Here is a 25862-nt window from a genome sequence, read left to right as displayed (position 1 = left end):
GGTCGGGCCCGTTGATTTGGGCGGTTACTGGCCTTCGGGGTCGGGCCACAGGACCGTTCGCACGGCCTTGTCGTCCGGCTGGTCCTCCTCTACCCACAGCAGTACGCGCAGGCGCGGTTCGCCGACGGGGTCGGCGTGCTCCGGATAGGCGGCTAGATACTCATTCAGTACGTCATCGGCGAGCAGCTCGGGCTCGTTCACGGGGGCGACGCGTTGCCCGTTCTCGAACCACTGCCACCCGGGGCCGGGCGCCCCGTCGCGCACGTCGAGGCGGTACAGGTAGGAGACGTTTTCACGCAGCACGCGGTATACGTATGACTCGCCCACGCCGAGTTCCGCGGCAATCTGCGCCGGCGTAGCGCCCCCATCGTGCCGGGCGTGGTAGATGATCTGCGTCATGCGCGGCTTGTAATCCTCCTCCCACGTGCGGCGGACGGCTCCCGCCTTGCGCAGCTCGTCAAGGGCGCGGCTCGCAGCACTCCCGCCCTCGTCCTCCTCACGAAGTGTGGCGAGGACGGCCTCGACCTTCTGCTGCTCCTCGGGTGTCACAGCCCGACCCACGCGCCGGGACCGTACGCCGGGGTCGCCGATGAACTTGGCGAAGAGGGCGAGAAGGGTCTCGCGCGCCTTCTCGTCGAACTCCGGTGACCTCGGCTGCTTGCTGCTCATGGGCTGCTCTCTCTGGGCGGGCCCGCCCCGCGGGTGCGGGGCGGGCGGGACGGTATCGGTTAGGTGAAGAGGGCGCCCTGCTCGGCGGTCGGGTCGAGGTCGAGTAGGGCGGGGTCGTTCGGGGCCGCCGCGATCCACGCGCCGCGCCACGTGCCGTCGGTGCGCTCGGCCTCCTCGACGGCGTCGACGGCGGCGAGCAGCTCGGCCTCGGCGGCGTCGGTCTCGTCGTCGGCCGCGCACTCCTCGCAGGTGTCGACCTGCTGCTCGCGGTGTTCCGGGCACATCAGATCCCACCCGTACAGCGGCTCGTCGGCGGGTGCGTCGTCCTCGGCGTTCAGCTCGGCGGCCCGGTTGGCGGCCTGCACGCAGCAGTCGTACGCCTCGACGCACCCCTCGTCGCTGAATACGCCGGCTTCCTGGGTGCTCTCCTTGGTGGCGCAGCGCTTGATCGGGTCGCCGGACACGTCGGCCCGCGGGGTGACGCTGTGCCGGCATGTGAGGGCCTCGACGGCGGGCGTCGCTGCGCTGCGCGTGTCGTGGCTGCTCGCCGGGCGCCGGAGCCACGTCCACGGGTCGACCAGCGTGCCGGGGACCGGCTCGGCCGGGACCGACTCGCCCGCCGCGGCCATCGTCTGCGGGGTGGGCACTGCGCCCTCGGCCGGCAGGTGAGCGAACACGCACTGCGAGGAACGCAGCATCTTCTCGACGACCCACCCGCGGCGGCGCAGGCGGTCGGCGAGGCAGTCGAGGCCCGGTCCGTGCCACGGGTCGTCGCGGCGCACGATGCGGCCCTGTTCGAGCCAGTACACAGCGACGCGGCCGTGCGTACGGGGGTCGACCAGGTACCCGCGCACGTGCTGCTCGTCCTCGGCCGGGTCGGTGACGTCGTGGTGCTCGGTCATGGTCGCCACGGCGATGCCGTCGAGGGCGGCACGGGCGGCGACCACGTCGGGGTTCGAGGCGTTGCTCGGGGTGCTGCCCTCGGCGGTGCCGGCGTGCTCGACGACAACGCCCTCGACGGCGCGCTGCTCGGCGGCGGCGCGCTCGGTGAACAGGGCGCCTTGTTCGGTGTTGCGCTCGATGGGGAACAGGGTCTCGGCGTCGTCCTGCGCGCCGATCCACTCGCCGCGCCACGTCCCGTCGGTCGCGGCCTGCTCGGCGTCGCCCTGCTCGACGGTCTCGACCAGGGCGATAACGGCGGCTGCAATGGGGGACGCGTCGGCGAGGCGGCGGGCCTCGGCGCGCTTCTCGGCGGCGCGGTGGCAGGGCCTGCACAGCTCGTATCCCTTGTCGAACAGGGCGACGGCGTCCCAGACGTCAAGGTACGCGGTGATGGCGCGACCACACAGGCCGTCGTCGTTGCTCGGCGAGTAGTGCACGCGCTTGCCCTTGCCGATCACGGCGTACCTGACGCCGACCTGCTCGGTGAACGTCTGCTGCTCCATGGGGTTAGCTCCCGTGGTTGTGGTGTGGCCGGGTGTGCAGCCCGGCGTAGTGATCATGACTGTACTGGGTACTGTACTCAGTACACAAGGGGTGATGGAAAAAAGGGCCCGGCGAATTCCGGGCCCTTGTAGGGGAGTTGGGGTCATGCGGCCTGGGTGGCTCCGGGCAGGACCTGCTCGGCAGTGAGCAGCAGGGGCAGGGACTCGGGCCACTCCCACACCCGGCGCCCCCGGTGGTCCCGTCCGGTGTCCGCGCCGCACGCCTCCCCGGTCTGGCAGGTGACGGTCGGCGGCTCCGCGGGCGCGGCGCGCACGACCAGGGCGCCCCCGCACGACGGGCACGGGGTCGGCAGGGCACGGCTACTCGTGATGGCGTCCGCGGCAAGGATGCGAGCGACGCGCTGCTCGCAGGCCCGGGCGACGTGGGCGGCCTTGTGCAGCAGGGCCTCGGGGAGCGGGGAGAACGGGGCCGGGCCGAGGGTGCCGTCGGCGAGCAGCTCGGGGTCGGTGTCCTCGTCGAGCACGCGCCCCTCGACGTACAGGGCGGCCCAGTGCAGGCCGTGCGCGCGGGAGCCTGCGGCCGTGCGGGCGTCGGGTGCGCCCGGGTTCGGGAACGTCCAGCGGCGGGGGTCTTCCGGGGCCGCGTGCTGCACGGCGGCGGCGAGGGTGTCGGCGAGGTCGAACACCTGCTGCTCGACGAACACCGCGGTGTCGAGGGCGTCGAGATTCGCTGGTGCGGGGTGCTGTCGGAGGCTGAGCGGGGCGCGGTCCTCGACCAGCAGGGGCGCGTCGTCCTCGGCCCCGGTGTTGAGGAACGCGCGGGTTTCCGCCGGCGGCCACGTCGAGGGGGCGGGCGGGGTCTCGACCGCGGCGAGCAGGGCGCCCCACTGCTCCCGGATGGTGTGCAGGCGGGCGGCGGTGGCGTGGGCGACGTGGTGCTGCACGGTGGTATCTCCTGCGGGTCGGTGCGGTGGCGCGGGGGCCGGGGCGCAGCCTGCTCGGTACGCCCCGGGGGCAGTCACGCGGCGGGCTGCTCGTCGGCGAACAGGGGGACGGTTGCACCGTCGTGGCCGTGCACGGCGAGGGCGTCGTCGAGGCTTGCCCATATGACGGTGGAAGCGTGGGGGCCGCGCCAACGAATCACGGCTGTCCCGTCGGTGAACAGGACGCCCTCGGCGACGATGCCCGTGCCGGAAACGCCGGTGTGGTCGAGCGTGCGGTGTAGTGCAAACGGGCGCGGGAACTGCGGAGTCATGCGGGGTCCTCTGGGATGATTTGGTGGATGCGGTGCGAGGGGCGCAGGGCGCAGCGCCGGCACCGGCGGTGCGGCCTGGTCGTCCATGACGGAATGACGCGGACGGGATCGGCAGGGTGGGGCTGCTCTTCCTCGGCATCGCATCCGGGGCATGAGTCCTGCATCAGTACGTACCCGTGTGCGCACAGGACGCTCGGCGGCCTGGTGCTCACTGCTGCGCCCGGTGGTCGAGCTGCTCGGCGACGTGGTCGAGCAGGCGGTCGAGGCTGGCCGGGCGCGGGTTACCGAGCAGCGTGGGCCGGTCGAGCAGTTCCTCGGCGAGGCGGTCCCGGTAGGCGCACGCGTCGAGGGCCTGCTCGGCGGCTTCGGCGCGCTGCTCGGCCTCGACGATGGCAGCCTCGGCCGCGGCGACGCGCTGCTGCTCCCGACGTACCGCGGCCTGCTGTCCGCCGGCCTCCCGGCGGAACCGGTCGCCCTCGGTGATCTCGGCCTCGACCAGGGAGCGCAGCAGGGCGGCCTCGGCCGGGGCGTGACGGGCGTAGCGGGCGAGCAGGATGTCGATACGGTCGCGCCGGTCGGCGCGGGCCTGCTCCCGGACGGTGCGGGTGGGGCGGCGGCTCATCGGTTCACCACGGCGGCGCGCGGGATGTCGTAGTACGCGAGCAGGTGTCCGTCGGCGACGTGCAGCTCGGCCTCGTCGGTCGGACGGCCGGCGCGGTCAAGCTCGGCGCGGACAGTCTCGACCAGGGCGGCGACGTCGAGCAGGGACGCGGGCAGGGCGAGGGCGTGCTCGGTCCGGGTGATGTGGACGGTTCGGCGGGTCGGGCTCGACATGGGGTGGGTCTCCGGGCGGTGCGAGGTCGGGCGGGTGGAAGGGTCCGGGCCGCCTCCTGCGCGCGGGGGCGGCATCGACCGGTCGCGGGCGCGAGATCAGAAGGGGGGTTCGTCTCCGTAGCCGTTGCTGCCGAGGCGCTGCGGTGTGGTGGCCCACGGGTCGGCGGCGGCCTGCTGGGGCCTGTTCGGGGCGCCTGCGCCGGTCTTGGTGACGGTGGCGGTGGCGCGGAGCAGCGAGGGGCCGATGTCCTCGACGTCGAGTTCGACGACGGTTCGCTGCTGGCCGTCCTTCTCGAACGACCGTTGCTTGAGGCGGCCCTGCACGATGACGCGGGCGCCCTTGGTAAGCGACTGGGCGACGTTCTCGGCTGCGGCCCGCCAGATGGCGCACCGCATGAACAGGGTGTCGCCGTCCTTCCATTCGCTCGACTGCTTGTCGTAGACGCGGGGGGTGCTGGCGACGGTGAAGTTGGCGACCGCGGCCCCGGAGGGGGTGAATCGCAGCTCCGGGTCGCTGGTGAGGTTCCCAATCAGGGTGATGACGGTCTCGCCGGACACAGCGTCTCTCTTTCGCTCGCGAAACAAAAAGCGGGGTTTCGAATCGTACGTGAAATCTAGTGGGTATGGGTCGGCCTTGTCTTCCGAGTTGCCCCCGGGGGGCTAGCGGATTCCGCGGCCTCCGACAACGTGCCGGCAGGGGACGCGTCCGCGGTGGTCCCGGCCGGTGGGGGCCTGCCGCATGAGCCGCTCGTACAGGCTCGTCTCGTCCTGGTCGTCGTCCTCGACGGCCGGCGCGGGCTCCTCGACGATGAGCTGCTGCTCGACGGCCGGCGGCGGCTCGTACGTCCGCACGTGGCGCCACGTCCACGCGCCGGCGCCCTCCTCGACGACGGCGGTTGCTCCGGCCGCGGCCCACTTACGGGCCTTGGCGCGCACCCGGGCGTGATCGGTGCTCTCGTACCGGCTGTCGCGGGCCCACGGCCACTTACCGGTAACGCGGTGGGTTCGGCGGCTCATGCTGCGGCCTCCTGTCGGGTGAGTGCTGCGGCGGCGAGGTCAAAGCGGGTCGGGTGGGGCTTGTTGCGCCGCCCGTTGCCGCGGGCCGCGCCGTCGGGGTCCACGCGGCGGGAGCGGCACGGCTCGCCCTCGTCGGCGCCGCACCACTGGCACCGGACGCTGAGCGGGTCGGGGTCCCCCTTGGCGATGGCGGCCTCGCGTGCGGCCCGGGTCGGCCGGTAGGGGGCCAGTTCGGCGCGGACGGCCGGCGGAATGCACGATCCGATTGCGCGCAGGCGCTCCTCAAGATCCGGGCCCGGGCCGCTGGTGATCTGCCGGTGCGTCATGGGCTCGGCGGTGCCGGTGGCCACGGCGTGCCGAGTGGCGAGCAGCTCGGCGCGCCATGTCTCGACGTTGTCGGGGTCGGCGGCCGGGGTGGGGTCGGTGTGCCGGGCGAGGCGGTCGCGGCGGTAGGTGCGCCACTTCCGGGCGACGTCCACAGGGAGGATCGGGTACGGGCTGTCGAGGACGTGCTCGCGGATTGCGGTACGGACGTCCCAACGTTCGGTGGCGAGGGGCACGTCGCCGAGCAGCTCGTACCACTGGTCGATCTGGTCGCGGGCCTCGCCCGTGTCGGTTCGGATCGTGCGCGGGTCGAGGCGGCCTATGTAGGCGAGGACGGCGGCGATTTCGCGGCGTTCCATCGGTTCACTCCGTTCCGGTCGGGTCGTCGAGGGCGGCGAGCAGGGCGGCGGTGTGGGCTTCGGCACGGGTCATGCCGGGAGCGGCGGGCGGGGTGGCTCCGCCGGGCAGGGCGTACAGGGCGGGCCGGCCGGGGGCGGGGGTGCGCTCCTGTGCGATCCACGCCCGCCAGTCGGCGGCCCACGCGGCGGCGGCCCGGGGCGCGGCGGTAGCGCGGTAGACACGCCACTTCTCGTCGGCGGCGCGCAGACCGTGCTCGCCGAGGCGCTCGAGGTGGCCCTGCTGCTGCGCCCACGCGAGGGCCTGCTCGTCGGGCTGCCACTCGGCGGCGGGAACGGTAAGAGCAGCTCTCCTACCGTTCACCTTCGGTTCTCTTCTGTTCTGGGGGTCGGAATCCGGCCCTGCCCCGGGTCGGAATCCGGTCCCCCTGGGGGTCGCATTCCGTGCCCCCGGGTCGGAATCCGACCCCCCCTCGGACGGGGCAAGGGGGTCGGATTCCGACCCCCCGGGGGCCGCATTCCGGCCCCCCTCCGCGGCCTGCTCGGCAAGGAACGTGGCGGCGGCCGGGAGGCAGTAGTACGTCTCTCCGCGCGGCCCGGTGCGCCCTTCGAGCAGCACCAGCTCGGGGCCGTCGAGCAGCTTGTCGAGGGCGGTACGCACGGCTGTCCGCGACGCGTTGCAGCGCTTCATCAGGGCCGGGACGGACGCGTACGCGATGCACCGCCGGTCGACGCACCGGTCGGCGATGGCGAGCAGCACCATTCGGGCAGTGCCCTTGCTGGTGCTGTGCTCCCACACCCATTCGCGGGCGTCGTAGCTCATGGGGAGGTGTCTCCTAGGTCGAGGTCGAGGTCGAGGGCGAGCTGCTCGACGACAGGGCGGCAGTCGTACGGAGGGAGCAGGCCCGGGCGGTGCGGGTGGTGCCCGGCCGGCGGGCGGCGGCCGGTGGCGCAGGCGATGACGTCGGCCACCGACATGGGCCGGCCGTCCGGCCGGGTGATGGCGAGGGGGTGCGGGGTGGGGTCGAGCAGGTCCCCGGCCGGCGTGCGGATCACCGAGGCGCCGCACGCCGGGCAGGGGACCGTCGGGACGGTCAGGGCGTGCCCTCGGCCGCGGGCCGCGGCGGCGTGCCGGGCTCGGGCTTCCCCGCGAGGGCGGCCGGGGTGTGGAGCGGGCACCGCGGGCCCTGGATGTACGGGCGGGCCCCGGGAAGGCGGCAGAACCGTTCCTGCGCGCCGTTCCAGTGGGCGCACTTCGGGCGGCTCATGCGGCCCTCACGTGCTCGATAAGGGCAAGGGCGGGCGGCGGCAGCAGGTCGGGCCACTCGACGCCATCGAGGGCGGCCCGGTGCTGCTCCGGCACGGGGGCGAGGGGCTCGTCGAGCCAGTCGTGCCCCATGGCGAGCAGCACATACGCGTCGGCCTGGTTGTCGTCGCGCAGGCGCACCCCGTACCGGAACGTGGCGGCGGCGATGACGGCCTGCTTACCGGCCCGTCCGTCCCCGGTCGCGTACCGGGCGCGGGCGGTCGGCGCGACGACGGCGACGGGGATGTCGCGAGCAGCGAGGCCGTCGACGACCATCCACCACAAACCCGCCCGGTCCCACGTCCCGGCGCCGGTCGAGCCGTAGCTCGGGCCCTCGACGACCGCGAGGTCGCACCGGCCGACGGCCTCAACGATGCGGTCGGCGAGGCCGTGCAGCCGCGCCCGGCGCATGGCATAGGTGTCGCTGCGCTTGCCCTTGCTGCCGAGGGTCTGCGCCCATCCGGCCCCGGCGACGCCGGAACCGGTCAGGGACAGGTCGAGTCCGCGAACAAGGCGCCTCATGCGGGTGCCTCGCTCTCGTCGGCCGACGACGCCGGGGCGAGGGCGGGCAACACCAGCGCCGCGAGCTTCCCCTCGCGCCACGCTTCGGCGACCAAGTCCCGGCCCGCCTTCGGCCGCGTCTTGCTCTGCCTGGTGAAGCGCACCGAGTGCGACCGCTTACGGGTGGCCTTGATCTCGACGCCCGGAACGTCGAGGACTTCCCCGGTCTCCTCGTCGACGACTTGCGCGACGCCGGCCGCGGTCATCTGGTCGAGCAGCAGCTCGACGAACCGCGGCTGCACGGACTTGACCAGACGCGTTACCGCCTCGGACGGGAACCGCTCACGGGCCCACGTGTTGAACGCCTGCGGGTCGGTGATCTTCGCGGCCGGTTCGCCGCCGGTCAGGCCGATGTCGGCAACCTTCGTGCCGTCCGGCAGCATCGCGTCGAACTTCGTTCCGCCGGTCGTCTTCTGCTGCTCGTCGAGCATGGCCTGCACGTCCGTGCGCGCGGCCTCGTACGCCTTCTCGATCTGGTCGAACAGGGCCTTCAAAACGGCCTCTTTGGTCGTGGCGGCCTTGATTTCCGCCGGGGTGTACTTCGGCGCCCCCGGGGTCTGCTCGTCGCTCATGCGGCGGCCTCCTCGACGGCGGCCCGCAGGTCGGCCGCAACGGCGGCGAGCTGCTCGACCGTGCACTCGGCGGCCGGGCTCCCGGCCTCCTGCCGCGTTATCTGCTCGACCTGCTGAGCGGTCAGACCGACGGCCGCACCGGCGGCGAGCAGGTCGGCGAGGGCGGCGGCGTGCTCCTCCTGGTCGGCCGGGGCCGGCGCGGTGCCGCCCTCGGCGTCCTGGCCGAGCTGCTGCTCGTCCTGCTCCTGGTCGGTGGTGCGGGCCCCGGGCTTCTCCGCGCCGATGGCGGAGAGGTCGGCGAGGTACTCGCGCGGTGCCCCGGCGGCCTGCGCCTCGACCCACAGCGCGCGAACCTGCTCAGCGGCCTCGGCGGCGAGGGCCTCGGCGAGGAAGTCCCGCGGCGGGCCGTCCTGTACGGCGGCCGGCTGCTCCGGGGCCTGCTGCACGACGGTCGCCTGTACTCGCACGGGGGCGTCGGCGCGCTCAACGTGCACGGCGTTTCCGTCCTGGTCAACGACGGCGCCCAACTCTTCCGGCGTGTAGATCGCGCCGTGCAGCACTTCGGGGCACGCCGCCCGGACGCACTCGGCGATAGCGCGGGCTCGCAGCATGGCGCGCGGGAACTTCTCCCACGCGGTCGGCTGGCCCTTCTGGTCACGGGCGTACGGACGGCCGTTGCGCAGCTCGCATAGGCGGGCGGTCACCGCGTCGTCGAGCGTCCACTCGATCACGTTCTCGTCGTCCGGGTCGTCCCGGCGGACGATGGTCACGACGCACCGGTCGCGCTCCGACTTGATGCGCACCTTGTGCCCGGCCTCCCGTGCCCGGGACAGCATCAGGTCGGCGCTCTGGGTCGGCTTGCCCTTGATCACGTGGATGGTCGTGATGGTGGTGACGACGTCGAGGCCGAGGGCCCTTCCGTACTCCATTGCCCACAGGACCGACGCGGGGTTGTTGCGGTAGACGTCCGGCAGCAGGGGAGTACCGGCGAGGCCCTGACAGAAGTGCCATGCCTCCTGCGGGGTCATGCGGCCCAGGGACAGGGCACCGCCGGGCGCGGTCGGGGCGGCCTGCTGCGCGCGGATGGGCAGGGTGGAAACGGTCACAGGGTGACTCCTTCGGGAAAGTCGAGGGCGGCGACGAGCTGCTCGCGGGCGGCGTGGAGCGCGGCGGCGGCGTTCTCGCGGCCGTAGTCGGTGGCGGCTGGGTAGTGGCGCATGTGGTCGGCGTGCGCCCGGGCGGCGGCGAGGTCGAGCAGCAGGTGCTCGAGGACGGCCGGGGCGTCGGCGTACGCCTCGGCGAGGGCGTCGAGGACGGTCTCGGCGGTCACTGCTCGGCCCCCCACGGGTCGAGGCGCAGCAGGCGGCCGGCGCGGACGTCGTACCGGTACTCGTCGCTCGCCCACCCGGCGCGCGGGAAGGCGCGGCGCAGGACGGCGTACACGGCGCGGTGCTCGGCCGGGCCGGAGGCGAGGGGCAAGTCGAGGACGTCGGCGAGGTAGACGTGCACGCTGATGCGGGGGCCTCGCGGTCCGCGCTCGGTGTAGACGGGCGTCGTCAGGACGGTCTCGACGTCGGGATCGACGCGGCGCAGCTCCCGGGCCACCATGACGGCGCGCACGGCCTCGGCGGCGGTGTGGCGGCTCATCGGGTGACCTCCGGGAAGTAGAGGGCGGCGGCGGTGGCAAGGGCGGTGATCCGCAGCGCGGCGGGCAAGCTCGCGAGCCACGCCCACAGTTCGGGCAGGTCGACGGCGCGCGGGGGCCGCGGGTGACTCAGGCGGGTAAGGTTCATGGCGGGACCTCTCGTGACTGGTACGGGTGGTCTCTCTCGCCGCCCCGGTCGCACCCGGGGCGGTTTTTTCATGGGGTCAGGCCGCGATAGCGGCGGGCGCCGGGCGCTGCTGGGCGCGGGCGGCACGGTGCAGCCGGCGCAGGGTCAGCTCGATCTCGTCGGCGCTCTGGAAACTTCCAACGGCGGCCTGCTCGGCGGCCTGCCGGATAGGCAGACGGTCGCGGCGGGCGCGGGCCCGGTCGAGGACGGCACGGGCCGCGGCGAACGCCTGCTCGCGGGGAATGGGCGCGCTCATGCCGCAGCGTCCTCTCGCATCAGGTCGGCCGCGGTCAGCCCGTACGCCCGCTCGATGGCGGCGAGGCCGGACGACCCCGGGGCGTTGCGGCCAGTCGCCCACCGGTAGACGGCGAGGTACGGCATGCCCATGCGTCGGGCCATGTCGGCGGGGGTGCGGTCGCCCTTGGCCTGCGCGGCGGCGATGAGGGCCGCAGGTGCGTAAGACATGACAGTTCCTTTCACGAGATGATCTGGGTCGATCTCTCTCGTGCTTGAAATCTAGCACAAACGTTTCATGCATGAAATCAACTGGGTTGGAAACCTGGACCACGTGAGGGGTCGTCAGAAAACGGACGGAACCGCCTGAGATGGGATAACGTCACCGCCTGTACGCGCCGGTACGGTTACGTGCGTGACAGGTCGAGGGCTCCGGTCCTAGACTTATCGAAGCTTTGTTCGATATTTAACGAGCGTGACGCGCTGCTGCGCGCCGCCGAACGGGGGGAGGTTTTGTCATGCCTGCGAGCTGTACGGGTGCCATGTATCTTTCATGCGCGATATGTTTCATGCATGACACCCCATGCCACCCCCGCGCATACCCCCAAGACGTTCGCCGCCTGGTTGAGGGAACAACTGCTTCTACGCGGTTACCCCGAACGCGGTGGACAGCGGCAGTTCGCTGCTGACTCCGGCATCAGCCCAGCAACCGTGTCCCGCCTGCTCCGCGCTGACGGCGTGCCCGCCCTGGACACCCTCAGTGCCCTTTCCGAGGCACTAGGTGTTGGCCTCGGCGACCTTCTCGTACGCGCCGGCATCCTCACGGCCGACGACCTCGCCGACGCTGCGGCCCGCCCCATCCACCCTGCATCCATCACACCCGAGCAAGCCGCCCGCGAACTCGGGATTACCAGCGAACCAGGTATTGCAACGTTCAAGCGAATGGTTGGCGGCCTCCGTGCCACCGAACCAAGCGACCGCCGCGCAAGCGGCTAAGCACAGAAAGGCAACCGTCCCAATGATCACCCGTGAGCAGCTCCGCGCTAGCTCAGTCGTTGCCTCTGCCCTCGCGTTCATCGTCGGCCTGGTCATGGTCGTCATGGGCGCTGTAACCGGGACCGACGCCCGACTCGCCGATAGCGGCTCCGTCGTCGTCTTCGCCGCCCTGCCTCTGGTGATTCTCACCCTGCACCGGCGCCAGACGCGTATCACCAGGGGGAAGGCGGAGGCACTCCGCCGCGAGGGATACCGACTCGGCCTTGAGCATGCACGGCGCGGCCTGCTCACACCGCCACCCGTCACGGATGACGACGGCGGCCCGGGTGACTCCACGGACAACCTCGCCACCATGCCCCGCCTGTACGCGGTGCCTCGGTGCGACGACCCCACGAACTACCGAAGAGCGCAGTAAGAGAGGGCGACGGCACGCAGGCGCTACCGCGGGGGGTAGCGCAGCAGCCACCCCAACACCCAAGCATCCAAGGGAGGGGAAACCAACGCGATGATGCGCGCACCAAGCCACGAGCTCATCACGTGGGAAGAACTGGTCAAGTCCTTCCGGGACGTACCCGACTCGTTCAAGGTCGACGACCTACCGGCAACGTTCCTGCCCGACATCAAGGTGCCGGACGACCTGTCCGAACTCGACGGCCTCGAACCGTACATCGGATACATACGGGTCAGCACATGGAGAGAGGAGAAGATCAGCCCGGAGCTACAAAAGAGCGCCATCGAGGAATGGGCCCGGCGGAACAAACGCCGGATAATCGGCTGGATAGTCGACCTCGACGCAACCGGCCGAAACTTCAAACGCAAGATCATGCGCGCGATCGAGGGCGTCGAGGCGAAATTCGCCCGAGGCATCGCCGTATGGCGATACAGCCGGTTCGGAAGGAACAGGACTGGCAACGCCGTCAACCTCGCCAGGCTCGAATATGCGGGCGGGCGCCTCGAATCGGCAACCGAGCCGGTCGACGCCTCGACCGCCATTGGCGAGTTCCAGCGTGAAATGATCTTCGCGTTCGGCAACTTCGAGTCCAACAGGGCCGGTGAACAGTGGCGCGAGACCCACGAACACCGGCGCAACACCGAGCGCCTGCCCGCCACCGGCCGTAAGCGCTTCGGGTACATCTGGCACCGGCGGTGGGACCCGAGGACGGAAACGCTCCAGAAGGAGCGGTACGCCCTCGACCCCGAATCCGCCGAGGCCGTGCTCGAAGCGTACGAGCGGAAGGTGTACGGACGCGAGGGCTTCACGACCATCTGCGCATGGCTCAACTCCCTTGGATTCCGCACAACGCAGGGAAATCTCTGGGAGCAGTCCGCTCTACGGAAGTACATGGACTCAGGCTTCGCGGCCGGCCTGCTGCGCGTCCACAACCACGACTGCACGTGCACTGAGATGGCGAACTGCAAGAACTTCCACTTCTTGCCCGGCGCACAGCCGGCCATCATCGACCAAGAACTGTGGGAGGCATACCTAGAACACCGAAAGGAGATCAAGGATCAGCCGCCACGGGAGCGGAACGCTACCTACCCGCTCACCGGCCTTATGCGTCACGGAGAATGCCGACGGGGCTTGGGCGCATTCCGTGGGGGTTCCTCGGGCGCCACGGTGAATGGGTACGGGTACCGCTGCAATTGGTACATCAAGAGCGGCGGCAGCGCATGTGAGGGCGTCAGCATCACCCGCGCCAAAGTCGAAATGGCCGTCCTTACCTTCCTCGCCAACGAGGTAGCGCCCGGCGTGGACGCCGCGCCCCCCGTGGAGCAGCGCCGACAGGACGTCGACAAGGCGCGAGACATCGCCAAGCGGGAGCGCGAGCGACTCACGAAGCAGATCAAGAAGCTGACGGACGGCCTCGCACGGCTCAGGGCGGATCACGCAGTGAACCCGGACGACTACGAACCGGGGGACTACGAAGCGGCACGCGACAAGATCAAGAAGGAGAAAACGGCCGCCGAGAAGGCGCTACAGGAAGTCGTCGAGGTCGAGACGACCCCACAGCCGATCGACTTTCAACCGCTCGCCCTCGGCCTGCTCGACGAGTGGGACACACTCACCACGGGCGAGAAAAACGGCATCCTTCGAAAGCTGCTGCGGCGCGTGTCGGTCGTGCGCATCGACCGTGGCCGGGGCAAGCGGGCGACGTCCCGCGTTGAGATCCATCCGGTGTGGGAGCCGGACCCGTGGGCGCCAAAGAAGGTGTCCCTGGTGAAGCAGCCCAAACCGACGGCACCGGCGCAGAAGGCGCCCCACCTCGCCGTCGTCGCCTAAGCGCGAGTTTATGTTTTAGAGGACTGATCACATGTGAAGGCGCAGGTCAACTGGACCGGGCGGTCCTCCATGGAGGTCGGCGTGCGGGTGCTGGCCGAGCGGTGGAACGAGTCCACGCCGGCCGTCCAGGTCGGCAGCGCCTACCTGGTCTTCGCCGCCGTCGACGAACACGGCAAGCCGCGGCGCGTGCCGCCGGTGCTCCCCGAGACCGAGAAGGACCGGCGCCGCTACCAGGAGGCGCAGATCCGCCGCACGCACCGGCTCGCCCGGCGCCGCGCGATCATGGAGCTGCGCGAGCAGCGGGCCGCCGAGGGCTTCGAGGACTGACGGTCCCGGACCCACGGGCCTCTTCGGTTCCGGGCCCTGAGGCCCGTTCCGTCCCCTCAGGCCTGTTCCGTCCTCTCAGGCCTGATCTGTCCCCTCAGGCCTGTTCCGTCGCCTCAGGCCTGTTCCGGGCAGACCACCTGGTCGCCGGTGACCACCGGGGCGCCCCCGGCACGCGGCGGGGGGTCCTGGGCGCGCACCGGCCGCACCTCGGTGAAGTCCGACCCCAGGATCACCTTCATCAGCTGCCCCTGCCCGGCCACCGGCCGCAGCTGCGCGCCCGGCAGCGCGGCCGCCACCGAGCGCACCGACCGGTCCCAGCGCGGGTCGTAGGTGATCACGGTGCGCCGGGAGACGCGCGGGGCGTCGGTGGGGGTGCCGGTGGTGGCGAAGCCGGTGGCGCGCAGCGCCTGGTCGACCGAGCGGGCCAGCCCGTCGCGTCCGCTGCCGTTGAGGACCTGGACGCGGATCTGCTCCGGTGCCACGTCCACCGTCCTGGCCCGCCGCGTGCCGGGCGGCTTGGCGTCCTGGGCCCGGTGCGGGGCGTGCGGCGCGGCGTTGACCGGGCGGTCCTCGCGCAGGGCCTGGAAGAGCTTGCCGGCCGCGGCCTCGTCCCACTTCACGGTCGAGCCGACACCGGCAACGGGGAAGTTCGCCACGGCGATCGGCACGGAGGTGAACTCGGCGGAGGCGGGAGTCAGGTTCCGCAGCGCCCGGCCGAGCTCGACGAGCTCGTCGCTGCCGAAGCCCCGGTCGGCGCGGACCGAGCCGACGACGGCCGAGGCGACCTCCTGGAACTTCACCGGGTTGAGCAGCACCCCGCTGTCGGTCACCTGGTGGATCAGCGACGCGAGGAATCGTTGCTGCCGCTGCATCCGGCCCAGGTCCGCCGCCCCGTCCAGGTGGCGGGAGCGTACGTACTGCAGGGCCCGGCCGCCGTCGAGGGTGCTGGTGCCGGCCGGGAGGTCCAGTCCCGTCCAGGCGTCCTTCAGCGGCCGCACGGTGCACACCTGGACGCCGCCCACGGCGTCGACGGTCTCCATGAAGCTGGTGAAGTCGACCTCCATGTAGTGATCGACATGCACGCCGGTCAGCCGTTCGACCGAGCGCACGGTCATGCCGGGGCCGCCCTCCGCGTACGCCGCGTTGAGCTTGAGGGGGTGGGCGGGGCGGATGCGGCCCGTCGCGTCCGGGTGCTCGGGGATCTCGGTGTAGGTGTCGCGGGGCAGGCCGACCACGGTCGCCCGGTCGCGGTCGGCGGAGAGGTGTACGAGCATCATCGTGTCGGTGCAGTGGCAGGGGGCGCCCCCCAGGTGGTAGCGGTCGCGGTCCCGCTTGGTGATCCTGTCGCGGCCGTCCGTGCCGACGAGCAGGACGTTCATGCCGCGGGAGACGCCCGGCCGGTTCGACAGCCCCTCGAAGGGGTCCACCCGGCCGATGCCGCCCTCGATGCCGTAGACCACCGCGTGCCCGATGCCCCCGGTGCCCAGTACGGCCACCGCCGCGCCCGTGGCCAGCCGCATTCCCCAGCGCGGGCGGCGCGCGGGCCGCTGGTCGCGGCGGGTCGGGCGGGGCCGGGGAGAGCGGGCCGGTGCGGTCACTTCGAGACCTCCGCGACGATCGGGCCCCACGCTGGGGGGAATCCGGGAACACGGTAGGCCCATACGATGAACTGTCCGCGCCCCCACGCCGTCCGCGACGGCCCGGCCACCCGGCCGGGGCGGGACCGTGTCCCCCATTGGCGGTAACGTGGCCGGGGCCGCCGGTGAAGCGGCCGAGCCGGCCGAAGCGGCCGAACCGGCCGTCCGCCGGGGGGTGACCCCGACCCCCGTACCCCCGAGGAACCATGCACGATCAGCAGCCGCCCGCCGTTTCCGTGATCATGCCGGTGCTCAATGAAGAGCGGCATCTGCGCACCTCCGTGCGGCACATCCTGGAGCAGGAGTATGCCGGTGAGCTGGAGGTGGTGATCGCCCTCGGCCCGTCCACGGACCGCACCGACGAGATCGCCGCGGAGCTCGTCAAGGAGGACTCCCGGGTCCATACCGTGGCGAATCCGACCGGTCGCACCCCTGCCGCGCTCAACGCGGCGATCAAGGCTTCACGTCACCCGATCGTGGTACGCGTCGACGGTCACGGCATGCTGTCGCCGAACTACATCGCGACGGCGGTGCGGCTGCTGGAGGAGACCGGCGCCCAGAACGTGGGCGGCATCATGCACGCCGAGGGCGAGAACGCCTGGGAGCAGGCCGTCGCCGCCGCCATGACCTCGCGGATCGGGGTCGGCAACGCGGCCTTCCACACGGGCGGCGCGGCGGGCGCGGCCGAGACCGTGTACCTGGGCGTCTTCCGCCGGGAGGCGCTGGAGCGGCAGGGCGGCTACAACGAGGAGTTCATCCGCGCCCAGGACTGGGAGCTGAACTTCCGCATCCGCGAGGCCGGCGGGCTGATCTGGTTCTCGCCCGAGCTGCTGGTCTCCTACCGGCCGCGCCCGAACGTCCGGGCGCTGGCCAAGCAGTACAAGGACTACGGCCGCTGGCGGCACGTGGTCGCCCGCTACCACCAGGGCTCGATCAACCTGCGGTACCTCGCCGCGCCGACCGCCGTGGTCGCCATCGCGGCCGGCCTGGTGGTGGGCGCCACCGTCACCCCCTGGGGCCTGGTCGTGCCCGCCGGCTACCTGGCCGCCATCACGGCCGGCTCGGTGCCCGCGGGCAAGGGGCTGCCGGCCGGCGCCCGGCTGCGCATCCCGGTGGCGCTGGCGACGATGCACATGTCGTGGGGCTTCGGCTTCCTCACCAGCCCCCGCTCGCTGGCGAAGAAGGTCATCGCCAGCCGCCGTCCGGCGGTGAAGGCCGGCTGACCGGACCCCGCCGTAGACCGTGAAGGGCCCGTGACCACGCAGGTCACGGGCCCTCTTCGTCCGGCAGCGGTGCTCAGAAGCGGTGCTCAGAAGCGGTTGAGCGGGTTGACCTTCATGCAGGCGGACTTGTCGTCGCCGTTGAGGGGGTCCGAGCTCTCGGGCGCCTTGTTCTCGTCGGCCTTCCTGCTGCCCTTGCCGTCGTCCTTCTTGCCGTTCTTCCCGTCCGCGGCGTCCTTCTCGCCGTCCTTCTCCCCGGGCTTGCCGGACGGCTCGGCCGGCTCGCCCGCGGTCTCCTTGGGGTAGGCCGTGCCGGTCTTCCAGTCGCCGCCGACGACCAGCGTGATCTGCTGGACCTCGGGGGAGTGCCGCACCGCCGTCTCCGGCAGGCCGAGGGCCTTGGCCACGGCCATGGCGTCGCTGCGCTGGGTGGCCCGGGGGTAGGAGATCGTGGTGTCGGCCTGCGCCCGCGGAGTGGAGTCCGAGGCGGCCTTGGCGAAGCCCTGCTTGACCAGGAACGCGGCGATGTCCGAGCCGCGGCCGGTGACCGGCGGCTCCACCACGGTGCCGGTGCCGTTGAAGACGGTGACCGCGATGTCCTTCTTCGGGCCGGCCGGGGGCGCGGACGGCAGGGACTTCTCGTCCTTCCTGGGGTCCTTGCCGTCCAGCGCGATGTCGTTGCGGACGAGCGAGAAGAGCTTGTCGGAGTCGCCGGGCTTGGGGATCACGTGCGCGTCCGGGTTCTGCGGGTCGGAGACCCACGGCATGGTCGTCATGGTGATCCGGCCGGACGGCACGCGCTTGATGTCGTCGGCGAGGTCGTAGAGCTTCTTGACCGAGCCGAGGTCCTTGTCGACCGTGAGCGCCTTGGTGGCGGCCTCGGCGAGGTCGGTGAGCTGGCCCGGGTCGGAGAGCTTGGTGCCCGCCTTCAGCTGACGGACCATCGCGTTCATGTACAGGTGCTGGGCGTGGGTGCGGCCGATGTCGCTGCCGTCCTCGAAGCCGTGCCGGGTGCGCAGCCACTGCAGGGCCTGCTCGCCCTTGACCGTGTGGGTGCCCTTGGGCAGCCGCAGCCCGGACTTGTCGTCGTAGATGTTGCTGTCGACGCAGACCGGGACGCCGCCCACGGCGTCGGCCATGTTCACCACGCCCGCGAAGTCGATCATCATGAAGTGGTCGATGGGGATGCCGGTGAGCTCTTCCCAGGTGGCCACGGTGCAGCCGGGGCCGCCGTTGCCGAGGCTGGTGTTGATGATCTGACGGTTGGTCTCCCGGTAGACCTTGCCGTTGTCCGGGTCGGTGCACTTGGGGATGGTCACCCGGGTGTCGCGCGGGACGCTGATGACCGACATGTTGCTGCGGTCCGCCGAGACGTGCACCAGCATCTGGACGTCCGCGAGCGGCGGGCGGTCGGCGTCGTCGCGGGCGCCGCCGAGCTCCTGGTTCTCCTTGCTGCCGCGGCTGTCGGAGCCCAGCAGCAGGATGTTCAGGGGGCGTTGGCCGGCGGCGTTGGCGGCGCTGCGGTCGAGCTGCTTGTCGCCGAGGTTGAGCTTGTTCTTCTTCAGATTGCCGTTGAGGTGCTCGTAGTAGAAGTATCCGGCGGCGGACACCCCGAGAATCAGCAGGGCGAGGCCGAGGGCCGCCCAGCGGGCTATTCGCCCGATCCGGCGGCGCCTGCCGCCGCCGGCTATGGACTCCTTGTCGTCCTTGGTGCCGTCCCCCTCGGGACTGCGGCTCGCGGCCTTGGCGGCCTTGCCGCCCTCGGCGGCCCTGCCGCCCTTGGCCTGCGCGGCCTGCTCTTCCCGCACGCCGCTGCTCTGCCGCATCGGGCCTCCCCTGAATGGTGCGTCCGGCCCGATGGGCAGGCGTGTTGTACCTAATGAGTCTTACTGCGTAATGAGATGCGAAAGCCCGGCAGGTGGGTTCACTTGGCGCAGATGTTCTTGTCGTCGGCTTCGACCTTCTGAATGCCCTCGGGGGCCTTCTTCGGGGCGGAAACCGGCATTCCGGCGCCCTTGAAGTCCGCGCCGAGGATGAGGGTCATCTCCGCGTTCGGCGCGGCGTCGGTCGAGCCCTGCTTGAGGGCGTCGACGGGCAGGCCCATGTCGTCGGCCAGCCGGCGCGCCTGGTCGGCCTGGTTGGGGGCGAACTCCAGGACCGTCTTGTCCTTCTTGCCGCCGGAGGCGTTGCCGCCGTTGGTGGTGCGCGGCATGCCCTTGGAGTTCTGCATCCAGCCGACGGTCTCGTGGGCGGCGCCGATGCGGCCGCTGCCGTTGAGCACCTTGACCCGCACGGTGGCGGGGGTGGCCCGCGGCCCCTTGAGCAGGGCGGCCTGCTTGGCGTCCGCCGCCTCCTTGGCCTTCTCCTCCTTCTCCTTCACCTCGGTGAGGGAGACGTCCTGACGGACCATGGCGAAGAGGGGTTCGGCCTTGGGCTTGTCCAGCACGACCGTTTTGTGCACCTTGCCCTCGGCGGGGTTGTCGACGACGGGCACGGTCACAAAGGTGATGTTCTTCAGGTTGACCTTGCTGAGCTCCTTGGCCAGCGCGGTCAGCTTGCTGATGGATCCTATGCCGGTGTCCACGGTGAGGGAGTTGGTCGCGGCATCGGCGAGGCCGTAGAGCTTCTTGGGGTTGGAGAGGGTGTCGCCGTCCTTCATCTTCCGGATCATCGAGCTGAGGAACTGCTGCTGCAGCTCGATCCGGCTGAGGTCGCCGCCGAACCCGACCGAGTGCCGGGTGCGGACGAACGCCAGCGCCTCCTCGCCCTCGACCGTGTGCCGACCCCTGCTCAGCTTGAGGTGCGAGTCGGGGTCGTCGATGTCCTTCGCCAGGCAGACCTCGACGCCGCCGACGGCCGAGGACAGCTCCTTGACGGCGTTGAAGTCGGCCATCATGAAGTGGGTGACCTTCAGGCCCGTCAGTTTCTCGACGGTCCGCCAGGTGCAGCCGGGGTCGCGCTCCTCCTGGCCCAGGCTCTCGTTGAAGCGGACGCCCTTGGAGCCGGGGATCGTCTTGGTGGAGCCGTTCTTCTGTTTGGTGGGGCAGTCCGGGATGTCGGTGATCATGTCGCGCGGGATGGACAGCGCGGTGGCGTTCGTACGGTCCTCGGAGACGTGGAAGAGCAAGGTGGTGTCGGCGTGTCCGACGCTCCCGTTGTCGCCGTAGCCGGTGTTGCCCTTGCCGGAGCGCTTGTCGGTGCCGATGACCAGAATGTTGACCGGGCCCTTGGTGACGGCGCCGTTGTTGATGCCGACGTCGACCTTGTCGATGTTGTTGTTGAAGTGCTGGTAGAGGAGGTAGCCGCCCACCGAGGCGACGACCAGCACCACACCGACCGTGCCGCCCGTCCACATCAGGGCTTTCTTCTTCGCCGTCTTCTTCGGCTTGGGCTTGCGGCGTCCCGTGGCCGCCTTGGCCGCGGCCCGGCGGCCACCGCCGCCGCCCCGCTGACCGGGGACGGACCGGCCGCCGGCGCCACCGCCCGGCCGGGGCTTGGGCTTGGGCGAGGCCGGCGGCCTGGCCGACTTCCGGGAGGCGGGCGAAGACGTCGCGGCGGGGACGGAGCCGGGCGTCGTCACCGGCTCCCCGGCATGGTCCAGGCGCAGCTCATAGCTGCCGGTTTCGGGGTCGAACACCCACTGGTCGGCGGGGTCGATGTCGCCCGCTCGCCCACGGCCTTGCGCGTCCACGGTCGCTTGAATCCTCCGTCGGTGCCACGCGGCGCCTACCCCCCCGAGGCGCTCGATCATGTCTCTGTTGCAGTGCGCGGTCAGCCCGGCCGTGCGCACCGGATCGCTCACACTATCCGCCCAGTTCAGCGTCAAGCGACGCCCGTGACAAATTGCACTCCCCTACAACTGGGCAATCTGCCCAATCCCTTCGCGGAGACGGATGTCAGAGCGAACACCGGCGCGAAATGATGATCGTACCTTTTGGTGGCATTCCGGTGATTACGCGCCAGGCGTCAGCCGCAGATCCCACGGGCGGCGGTAGTGCCCTCGTACGTGGGCGGCGTGGTGGGCAGAGGCGAGGGCGACGAGGCCGGCGGTGACGGCGACGGCGGCACCGATTCCGGCACGCCGGGACCGGCCGGCGGCTCCACTCCCTCCGGCACCTCCGGCCCCGCCGTCCCCTCCGTTCCCTCGGGTGCCTCCGGCGCCGGCTCCCGGTGTGCCGGGGGCTTGTTGTCCGCCGGACGGACATGGGCGCTCACCGCCACCGGGCGGTCCAGGCGCAGCTGCTGGAAGAGCTGGTCCGCGTCCGGCTGCACCAGCTCGTCACGGGCGCTGTTGTACGGGTACGGCTTGCGCGGCACCGTCAGGAACTGCACCCGCTCGGTGGGGATGCCCCGCACCGTGCGCACCAGGTCGTACATCTTTTTGATCGAGTCGAGCCCGCCGTCCGTGGTGAGCGACTTGGTGGCCGCGTCCAGCACGGGGTAGAGCCGCGCCGGGTTGAGCAGCACGCCGTCGCTCTGCATCTCCTGCACCAGGGCGCCCAGGAACAACTGCTGACGCCCCATCCGCTCGGTGTCGCTGCCGTCCCCCAGGCTGTAGCGGGCCCGGACGTAGCCCAGCGCCTGCTCGCCGTGCAGCACCTGACGGCCGGCGGGCAGCCTCAGCTTCGCCTCGCGGTCCTCCACGGGCCGCTTCAGGCACACCTCGACCCCGTCGATGGCGTCGACCAGGCCCTTGAACCCCATGAAGTCCACGACGATGTGATGGTCGATCCGGATCTGCGTGATGTTCTCGACGGTGCGGATCGTGCAGGCGGTGCCGGCCAGCTCGTACGCCCAGTTGAACTGGGCGAAGCGCTCGTTGGTGTACGTGCCGTCCGGCCGCCGGCAGCTGGGGATCTTCGCCATCAGGTCGCGGGGCAGGCTCACGGCGGTCGCGCTGTTCCGGTCGGCGGCCACGTGCAGCAGGATCGTGGTGTCCGAACGCTGGGTGCCGCTGTCCTCGCCGTACCTGCCGCCGGAGCCGCTGCGGGTGTCCGAGCCGATGATCAGGATGTTCTGGGCGCCCGCCACCAGGGCGCTGGGGCGCTGCTTCTCCCAGCGGCGCAGCTCCTCCGCGGTCTCGGTGTCGGTGGTGATGTTGCTGTTGAGCCGCTCGTAGAGCACCCAGCCGATCCCCGCCACCACGAGCACCAGCAGCGCCAGCCCCAGCGCCAGCCGGCGCAGCCAGCGGCGCCGGGGCGCGCGCCCCGGGCCGGGCGGCTCCTCGGCGAAGAAGCCGTCCGGCCACACGGGCTGGCCAGGGTTGTGGGTCACGGCTGCGCTGCGTCCCTCCTCCTCCACGGACCGGGCGGCGTGCGGGCGCACGTACCGCCGATCATCGCCCGGGAGCGGCGCGACGGCAGCGTCAGAGGGCCGTCACGGTGACGCGCTCGCTCTCGCGCCGCTTGTCCAGGTCGTCGCCGGAGAGCCGGTCGGGGTTGCGGCACAGCACCACCGACCCGCCCGCGGCCAGCGGCGCGAGGAGCCCGGCGGACAGGCCCTCCCACTGGTCGTACGCCAGCCCCGACAGCAGCCGCGAGCCCGCGCCCAGCCCGAGCCGGGCGGCGTCGGCACGGGCGCGCTCGACCACCTGCGCGCCCGTCAGCTCCAGGCCCCCCACCGCCAGCGCCGGGGCGTCCGGGTCGACGGGTGCGTACGGGGCGAAGCGGTCGCCCTGGGAGGGCACCTCGACGGCATAGTCGGCGAAGCCGGCCGGCGGCTGCGGGAAGCGGCCGCCCAGGGGGCGCAGCGCCAGCGCCACGCGCTCCCCGGAACAGGCCCGCGCCTCCTCCAGCGTGTCCGGCCCGCTGACGACCAGATCGGCGCCGGCCGGATCGCCCCCCACCTCGGCGACCACGCCGACGGAGGAACAGGCCAGCAGCCAGACGGCGGTCTGCCAGTGGGCGGGCAGCAGCAGCGCGAGCCGGTCACCGGGCTCGGCGGCCAGTTCGCCCTGGAGCAGATTGGCGGTCTTCGCCACCCAATTGGCGAAGGTGGCCACGGACAGTTCCACGCGTTCGCCGGTGGCGTCGTCGTAGAAGGTCACGAGCGGGCGGGCCGGGTCCGCGGCGAGCGCGGAACGCAGCAGGTCGGCGGGGGTGCGATCGGTGGCGTTCATCGGCGTCAGGGTACGCGGCGAGGCGCCTGACGGGCAGTCGGGGAAGGCCCCGCGAGGCCGTCCGGGCCCGACTCGCCGTCAGTTCACGAATGGACAGATTTACAGTGATATGCCCAGGATTTCAGGTATGCGTGGAATCCTTGTCTCCTCGGCCCTCGCCGCCTGCGCCGCCCTGACCCTGCCCTTCCTCGCCACCCCGTCCGGAGCCACCGCACCCGACACCACGCCACGGCCCGCCCCGTCCGCCGCGCGGCCGGCCGTCCCGGGCTCCACCCACTCGCTGCCGCTGGTGCCTTCGCGCCACCGCGCGGTCCGCGGCGGCGGGGCCGAGCGGGTGCTGCCGCCCCAGGACGTCCCGCCGTTCTCCATGGTCGGCATCGTCTGGGACGACGCCACCGCCGAACTGCGGGGCACGGCCCAGGTCCGCACCCGCCCGGTGGGCGCCAAGCAGTGGTCCGGCTGGCAGGACGTCGAGACGCACGACGACGACCGCCCCGACCTGGACTCGCCCGAGACCCGCGGCGGCAGCCTGCGAGGATCCACCGCACCCCTGTGGGTCGGCGCCTGCGACGCCGTACAGGTCCGCGTCCGCCAGGACCCGGCGGCCGGCCGCACCCCCGACGCCCGCCCGCTGCCCTCGGGCCTGCGCGTCGAGCTCGTCGACCCCGGCAAGGATCCGCGCACACCCCGCACCGGCCGCCGTGCCGCCCCCGGTTCCTCGGAGCGCGCCGCCCCCGCCCCCTCCGAGGAGGAGACCGCCGCCTCGGCGGCGAACGTCCCGCTCGCCCCGCTCGGCGCCACGGAGATCCCGGCCATGGGCAAGCCGGAATCGGCCAAGGACGTGGCGGCCACCCATGTGGACCTCGCCAGCGCGAGCACGGCCGCGGCCGGCAAACGGACCGACCCCGACGGCCACGGGGAGGGCGACCCCGAGGGCGACACCCCGGACGCGCCACCGGCACCGCCGGCGCCCCCGCTGCCACCCGTGCCCCCGGTGCCCCCCGCGCCCACCGCCGACCCCTCCGACCCGCCCGAGGAGGAGTCCGACGAGCTCGCCGGCTACTACGTCGGCCCGCGGCCCCGCATCGTCACCCGGGCGGGCTGGGGCGCCGACGAGTCGATCCGCGAACGCGGCTTCCCGTACACCAAGACCGTGCGGGCCGCGTTCGTGCACCACACCGCCTCCGGCAACGGCTACAGCTGCTCGCAGTCCGCCTCCGTCATCCGGGGGATCTACCGCTACCACGTGGTGAGCAGCGGCTGGCGGGACCTCGGCTACAACTTCCTCGTCGACAAGTGCGGCACGGTCTACGAAGGCCGGGCAGGCGGTGTGGCGAAACCCGTCAGAGGCGCCCATACTCTCGGTTTCAACACCAACAGCATGGGCATCGCCGTACTCGGATCCTTCGGCAGGACCAACCCGTCCGAGGCCGCGGTCGACGCCGTGGCCACCCTCACCGCATGGAAGCTCGGCCTCTACGACGTCAACCCCGCCGGCCGCACCACCCTGGTCTCGGGCGGCGGCAACCTCTTCAAGAAGGGGACCTCGGTCAAGCTCAAAGTGATCTCCGGGCACCGCGACGGCTACGCCACCGAATGCCCGGGAGACCGCCTCTACAACCGGCTCGGCGCCGCCCGTGCCGAGGCGGCCCGGCTCCAGGGTCGCTGACCGGGCGCGGCCGGAGCCGTACGTTCTGCATACACTGGCCGCCGATCACGGCCCGGCCCCAGCAGGAAGCAGAGACGACAAGGTGACAGAAGCGATCCTCCTGGTCGGCGGCAAGGGAACACGGCTGCGCCCGCTCACGGTGCACACGCCCAAGCCCATGGTCCCGGCGGCGGGCGTCCCGTTCCTCACCCACCAGCTGGCGCGGGCCCGCGCGGCGGGCGTCGAGCACATCGTGCTGGCCACGTCCTACCTGGCCGAGGTCTTCGAGCCGTACTTCGGCGACGGCTCCTCGCTCGGCCTGCACCTCGAGTACGTGACCGAGGTCGAGCCCCTGGGCACGGGCGGCGCCATCCGCAACGTGGCCTCGCGCCTGCACTCGGCGCCCGACGACCCGGTCCTGATCTTCAACGGCGACATCCTCACGGGCCTGGACATCGAGGCCCTGGTGGACACGCACCGGCGCACCGCCGCGGACGTCTCCCTCCACCTCACCCGCGTCGAGGACCCCAGGGCCTTCGGCCTGGTCCCCACCGACGCGACGGGCAGGGTCCAGGCCTTCCTGGAGAAGCCCCAGACCCCGGAGGAGATCGTCACCGACCAGATCAACGCGGGCGCCTACGTCTTCAACCGCTCGGTCATCGACGAGATCCCCACCGGCCGCCCCGTCTCCGTCGAGCGCGAGACGTTCCCCGGCCTCCTGGCGGCCGGCGCCCACCTCCAGGGCATGGTCGACTCCACCTACTGGCTCGACCTGGGCACCCCGCAGGCCTTCGTCCGCGGCTCGGCGGACCTGGTCCTGGGCCGCGCCCCCTCCCCGGCGGTGCCCGGCCGCTGCGGCGACCGCCTGGTCCTGGACGGCGCCGAGGTGGCCCCGGACGCCAAGCTCATGGGCGGCACGGTCATCGGCGCGGGCGCCCGCGTGGAGCCGGGCGCGCGCATCGACGGCAGTACGGTCCTGGACGGCGCGGTGGTCGAGGCGGGCGCCCGCGTGCGTGACTCCCTCATCGGCGCGGGCGCGCGCATCGGCGCGCGTACGGTCCTGGACGGCGCGGTCATCGGCGACCACGCCCGCATCGGCCCCGACAACGAACTGCGCGCGGGTGCCCGCATCTGGTGCGGGGCGCAGATCCCGCAGGGCGCGATCCGTTTCTCGTCGGACCAGTAGGTTTCCCGTCGGACCAGTAGGTCTCTCGTCGGACCAGTAGGTTC

31 protein-coding genes and 1 pseudogene are annotated in these 25862 nt (G+C 71.8%); 7 read left to right on the top strand and 25 right to left on the bottom strand.

All coding sequences use genetic code 11. The features are described from left to right. Window positions 1-24 precede the first annotated feature (24 nt). From ACIG36_RS16860 to ACIG36_RS16765, 20 genes are all read right to left on the bottom strand, one after another. Window positions 25-669: a hypothetical protein gene (locus tag ACIG36_RS16860; RefSeq protein WP_399927781.1), complete on the bottom strand. Its 645-nt coding sequence runs from the start codon at window positions 667-669 to the stop codon at window positions 25-27. Window positions 670-728: 59 nt separating this feature from the next. Next, entirely contained in the window at window positions 729-2114 is a 1386-nt protein-coding gene (locus ACIG36_RS16855; RefSeq protein WP_399927778.1) for a hypothetical protein, read from the bottom strand. Window positions 2115-2257: 143 nt separating this feature from the next. Continuing rightward, window positions 2258-3058, bottom strand: coding sequence for a hypothetical protein (locus ACIG36_RS16850; RefSeq protein ID WP_399927775.1), 801 nt, complete (start codon window positions 3056-3058; stop codon window positions 2258-2260). Between the two features lie 74 nt (window positions 3059-3132). Then, a complete protein-coding gene (locus ACIG36_RS16845; protein ID WP_399927772.1) occupies window positions 3133-3369 on the bottom strand; it encodes a hypothetical protein in 237 nt (78 codons plus the stop codon). A gap of 208 nt (window positions 3370-3577) precedes the next feature. Beyond that, entirely contained in the window at window positions 3578-3991 is a 414-nt protein-coding gene (locus ACIG36_RS16840; RefSeq protein ID WP_399927770.1) for a hypothetical protein, read from the bottom strand. Beyond that, the gene (locus ACIG36_RS16835) at window positions 3988-4203 is read right to left on the bottom strand and encodes a hypothetical protein (RefSeq protein WP_399927769.1); all 216 of its coding nucleotides are present in this window, start codon (window positions 4201-4203) and stop codon (window positions 3988-3990) included. The genes ACIG36_RS16840 and ACIG36_RS16835 overlap by 4 nt, the downstream gene beginning before the upstream one ends. A 96-nt stretch (window positions 4204-4299) precedes the next feature. Next, window positions 4300-4761: a single-stranded DNA-binding protein gene (locus ACIG36_RS16830; protein ID WP_399927766.1), complete on the bottom strand. Its 462-nt coding sequence runs from the start codon at window positions 4759-4761 to the stop codon at window positions 4300-4302. Between the two features lie 102 nt (window positions 4762-4863). Next, window positions 4864-5220, bottom strand: a complete 357-nt coding sequence (locus ACIG36_RS16825) for a hypothetical protein (protein ID WP_399927764.1) — start codon at window positions 5218-5220, stop codon at window positions 4864-4866. Beyond that, window positions 5217-5903, bottom strand: coding sequence for a hypothetical protein (locus ACIG36_RS16820; RefSeq protein WP_399927762.1), 687 nt, complete (start codon window positions 5901-5903; stop codon window positions 5217-5219). Before ACIG36_RS16820 ends, ACIG36_RS16825 begins: the two co-directional genes overlap by 4 nt. A gap of 4 nt (window positions 5904-5907) precedes the next feature. After that, a complete protein-coding gene (locus ACIG36_RS16815; RefSeq protein ID WP_399927760.1) occupies window positions 5908-6723 on the bottom strand; it encodes a helix-turn-helix domain-containing protein in 816 nt (271 codons plus the stop codon). Then, on the bottom strand, window positions 6720-6956 hold the full coding sequence (locus ACIG36_RS16810) for a hypothetical protein (protein ID WP_399927757.1): 237 nt from the start codon (window positions 6954-6956) through the stop codon (window positions 6720-6722). The genes ACIG36_RS16815 and ACIG36_RS16810 overlap by 4 nt, the downstream gene beginning before the upstream one ends. 38 nt (window positions 6957-6994) lie before the next feature. Further along, entirely contained in the window at window positions 6995-7168 is a 174-nt protein-coding gene (locus tag ACIG36_RS16805) for a hypothetical protein (RefSeq protein ID WP_399927754.1), read from the bottom strand. Beyond that, on the bottom strand, window positions 7165-7728 hold the full coding sequence (locus ACIG36_RS16800) for a hypothetical protein (protein WP_399927753.1): 564 nt from the start codon (window positions 7726-7728) through the stop codon (window positions 7165-7167). The genes ACIG36_RS16805 and ACIG36_RS16800 overlap by 4 nt, the downstream gene beginning before the upstream one ends. Then, on the bottom strand, window positions 7725-8339 hold the full coding sequence (locus ACIG36_RS16795) for a hypothetical protein (RefSeq protein ID WP_399927750.1): 615 nt from the start codon (window positions 8337-8339) through the stop codon (window positions 7725-7727). The genes ACIG36_RS16800 and ACIG36_RS16795 overlap by 4 nt, the downstream gene beginning before the upstream one ends. Then, entirely contained in the window at window positions 8336-9445 is a 1110-nt protein-coding gene (locus ACIG36_RS16790) for a recombinase RecT (protein WP_399927747.1), read from the bottom strand. The genes ACIG36_RS16795 and ACIG36_RS16790 overlap by 4 nt, the downstream gene beginning before the upstream one ends. Beyond that, on the bottom strand, window positions 9442-9669 hold the full coding sequence (locus ACIG36_RS16785; protein ID WP_399927745.1) for a hypothetical protein: 228 nt from the start codon (window positions 9667-9669) through the stop codon (window positions 9442-9444). The genes ACIG36_RS16790 and ACIG36_RS16785 overlap by 4 nt, the downstream gene beginning before the upstream one ends. Continuing rightward, complete coding sequence (locus ACIG36_RS16780) at window positions 9666-9986, bottom strand: hypothetical protein (RefSeq protein ID WP_399927742.1); 321 nt, start codon at window positions 9984-9986, stop codon at window positions 9666-9668. The genes ACIG36_RS16785 and ACIG36_RS16780 overlap by 4 nt, the downstream gene beginning before the upstream one ends. Then, window positions 9983-10132, bottom strand: a complete 150-nt coding sequence (locus ACIG36_RS16775; RefSeq protein WP_399927740.1) for a hypothetical protein — start codon at window positions 10130-10132, stop codon at window positions 9983-9985. The genes ACIG36_RS16780 and ACIG36_RS16775 overlap by 4 nt, the downstream gene beginning before the upstream one ends. Before the next feature lie 76 nt (window positions 10133-10208). Next, on the bottom strand, window positions 10209-10427 hold the full coding sequence (locus ACIG36_RS16770) for a hypothetical protein (protein WP_399927737.1): 219 nt from the start codon (window positions 10425-10427) through the stop codon (window positions 10209-10211). After that, complete coding sequence (locus ACIG36_RS16765; protein WP_399927735.1) at window positions 10424-10636, bottom strand: helix-turn-helix domain-containing protein; 213 nt, start codon at window positions 10634-10636, stop codon at window positions 10424-10426. The genes ACIG36_RS16770 and ACIG36_RS16765 overlap by 4 nt, the downstream gene beginning before the upstream one ends. Before the next feature lie 342 nt (window positions 10637-10978). Between ACIG36_RS16765 and ACIG36_RS16760 the strand changes: the two genes are divergently transcribed. The 4 genes and pseudogenes from ACIG36_RS16760 to ACIG36_RS16745 form a co-directional block, all read left to right on the top strand. Then, the gene (locus ACIG36_RS16760; RefSeq protein WP_399927732.1) at window positions 10979-11401 is read left to right on the top strand and encodes a helix-turn-helix domain-containing protein; all 423 of its coding nucleotides are present in this window, start codon (window positions 10979-10981) and stop codon (window positions 11399-11401) included. 22 nt (window positions 11402-11423) lie between these two features. Continuing rightward, window positions 11424-11816: a hypothetical protein gene (locus ACIG36_RS16755; RefSeq protein ID WP_399927729.1), complete on the top strand. Its 393-nt coding sequence runs from the start codon at window positions 11424-11426 to the stop codon at window positions 11814-11816. A 90-nt stretch (window positions 11817-11906) separates the two neighbouring features. After that, window positions 11907-13682: a recombinase family protein gene (locus ACIG36_RS16750; RefSeq protein ID WP_399927727.1), complete on the top strand. Its 1776-nt coding sequence runs from the start codon at window positions 11907-11909 to the stop codon at window positions 13680-13682. 30 nt (window positions 13683-13712) lie between these two features. Next, window positions 13713-14009, top strand: a pseudogene (locus ACIG36_RS16745) (acyl-CoA thioesterase); the annotation flags it as partial. A gap of 113 nt (window positions 14010-14122) precedes the next feature. On the opposite strand, the gene ACIG36_RS16740 reads toward ACIG36_RS16745, so the two are convergent. After that, window positions 14123-15607, bottom strand: a complete 1485-nt coding sequence (locus ACIG36_RS16740) for an LCP family protein (RefSeq protein ID WP_399927724.1) — start codon at window positions 15605-15607, stop codon at window positions 14123-14125. A 245-nt stretch (window positions 15608-15852) separates the two neighbouring features. Between ACIG36_RS16740 and ACIG36_RS16735 the strand changes: the two genes are divergently transcribed. Then, the gene (locus ACIG36_RS16735; RefSeq protein WP_399927722.1) at window positions 15853-16869 is read left to right on the top strand and encodes a glycosyltransferase family 2 protein; all 1017 of its coding nucleotides are present in this window, start codon (window positions 15853-15855) and stop codon (window positions 16867-16869) included. 86 nt (window positions 16870-16955) lie between these two features. Here ACIG36_RS16735 and ACIG36_RS16730 read toward each other — a convergent pair whose 3' ends face one another. The 4 genes from ACIG36_RS16730 to ACIG36_RS16715 form a co-directional block, all read right to left on the bottom strand. After that, window positions 16956-18692, bottom strand: coding sequence for an LCP family protein (locus ACIG36_RS16730; protein WP_399927719.1), 1737 nt, complete (start codon window positions 18690-18692; stop codon window positions 16956-16958). A 98-nt stretch (window positions 18693-18790) separates the two neighbouring features. Further along, window positions 18791-20557, bottom strand: coding sequence for an LCP family protein (locus ACIG36_RS16725; RefSeq protein WP_399927716.1), 1767 nt, complete (start codon window positions 20555-20557; stop codon window positions 18791-18793). A 275-nt stretch (window positions 20558-20832) separates the two neighbouring features. Continuing rightward, the gene (locus ACIG36_RS16720; protein WP_399927713.1) at window positions 20833-22140 is read right to left on the bottom strand and encodes an LCP family protein; all 1308 of its coding nucleotides are present in this window, start codon (window positions 22138-22140) and stop codon (window positions 20833-20835) included. A 91-nt stretch (window positions 22141-22231) separates the two neighbouring features. Then, on the bottom strand, window positions 22232-22984 hold the full coding sequence (locus ACIG36_RS16715) for a TIGR03089 family protein (protein ID WP_399927710.1): 753 nt from the start codon (window positions 22982-22984) through the stop codon (window positions 22232-22234). 127 nt (window positions 22985-23111) lie between these two features. Here ACIG36_RS16715 and ACIG36_RS16710 point away from each other — a divergent pair, with 127 nt between their 5' ends. Then, a complete protein-coding gene (locus ACIG36_RS16710) occupies window positions 23112-24653 on the top strand; it encodes an N-acetylmuramoyl-L-alanine amidase (RefSeq protein WP_399927707.1) in 1542 nt (513 codons plus the stop codon). Window positions 24654-24735: 82 nt separating this feature from the next. Beyond that, entirely contained in the window at window positions 24736-25818 is a 1083-nt protein-coding gene (locus ACIG36_RS16705; RefSeq protein WP_399927704.1) for a sugar phosphate nucleotidyltransferase, read from the top strand. The last annotated feature ends 44 nt before the right edge of the window (window positions 25819-25862 follow it).

Origin of the sequence: Streptomyces sp. NPDC053048, from assembly GCF_044547045.1 — a bacterium.
In the GTDB taxonomy this organism is placed as follows: domain Bacteria; phylum Actinomycetota; class Actinomycetes; order Streptomycetales; family Streptomycetaceae; genus Streptomyces.
Note: the sequence above shows the minus strand (reverse complement) of the source record. Positions and strands in the feature narration are given on the sequence as shown.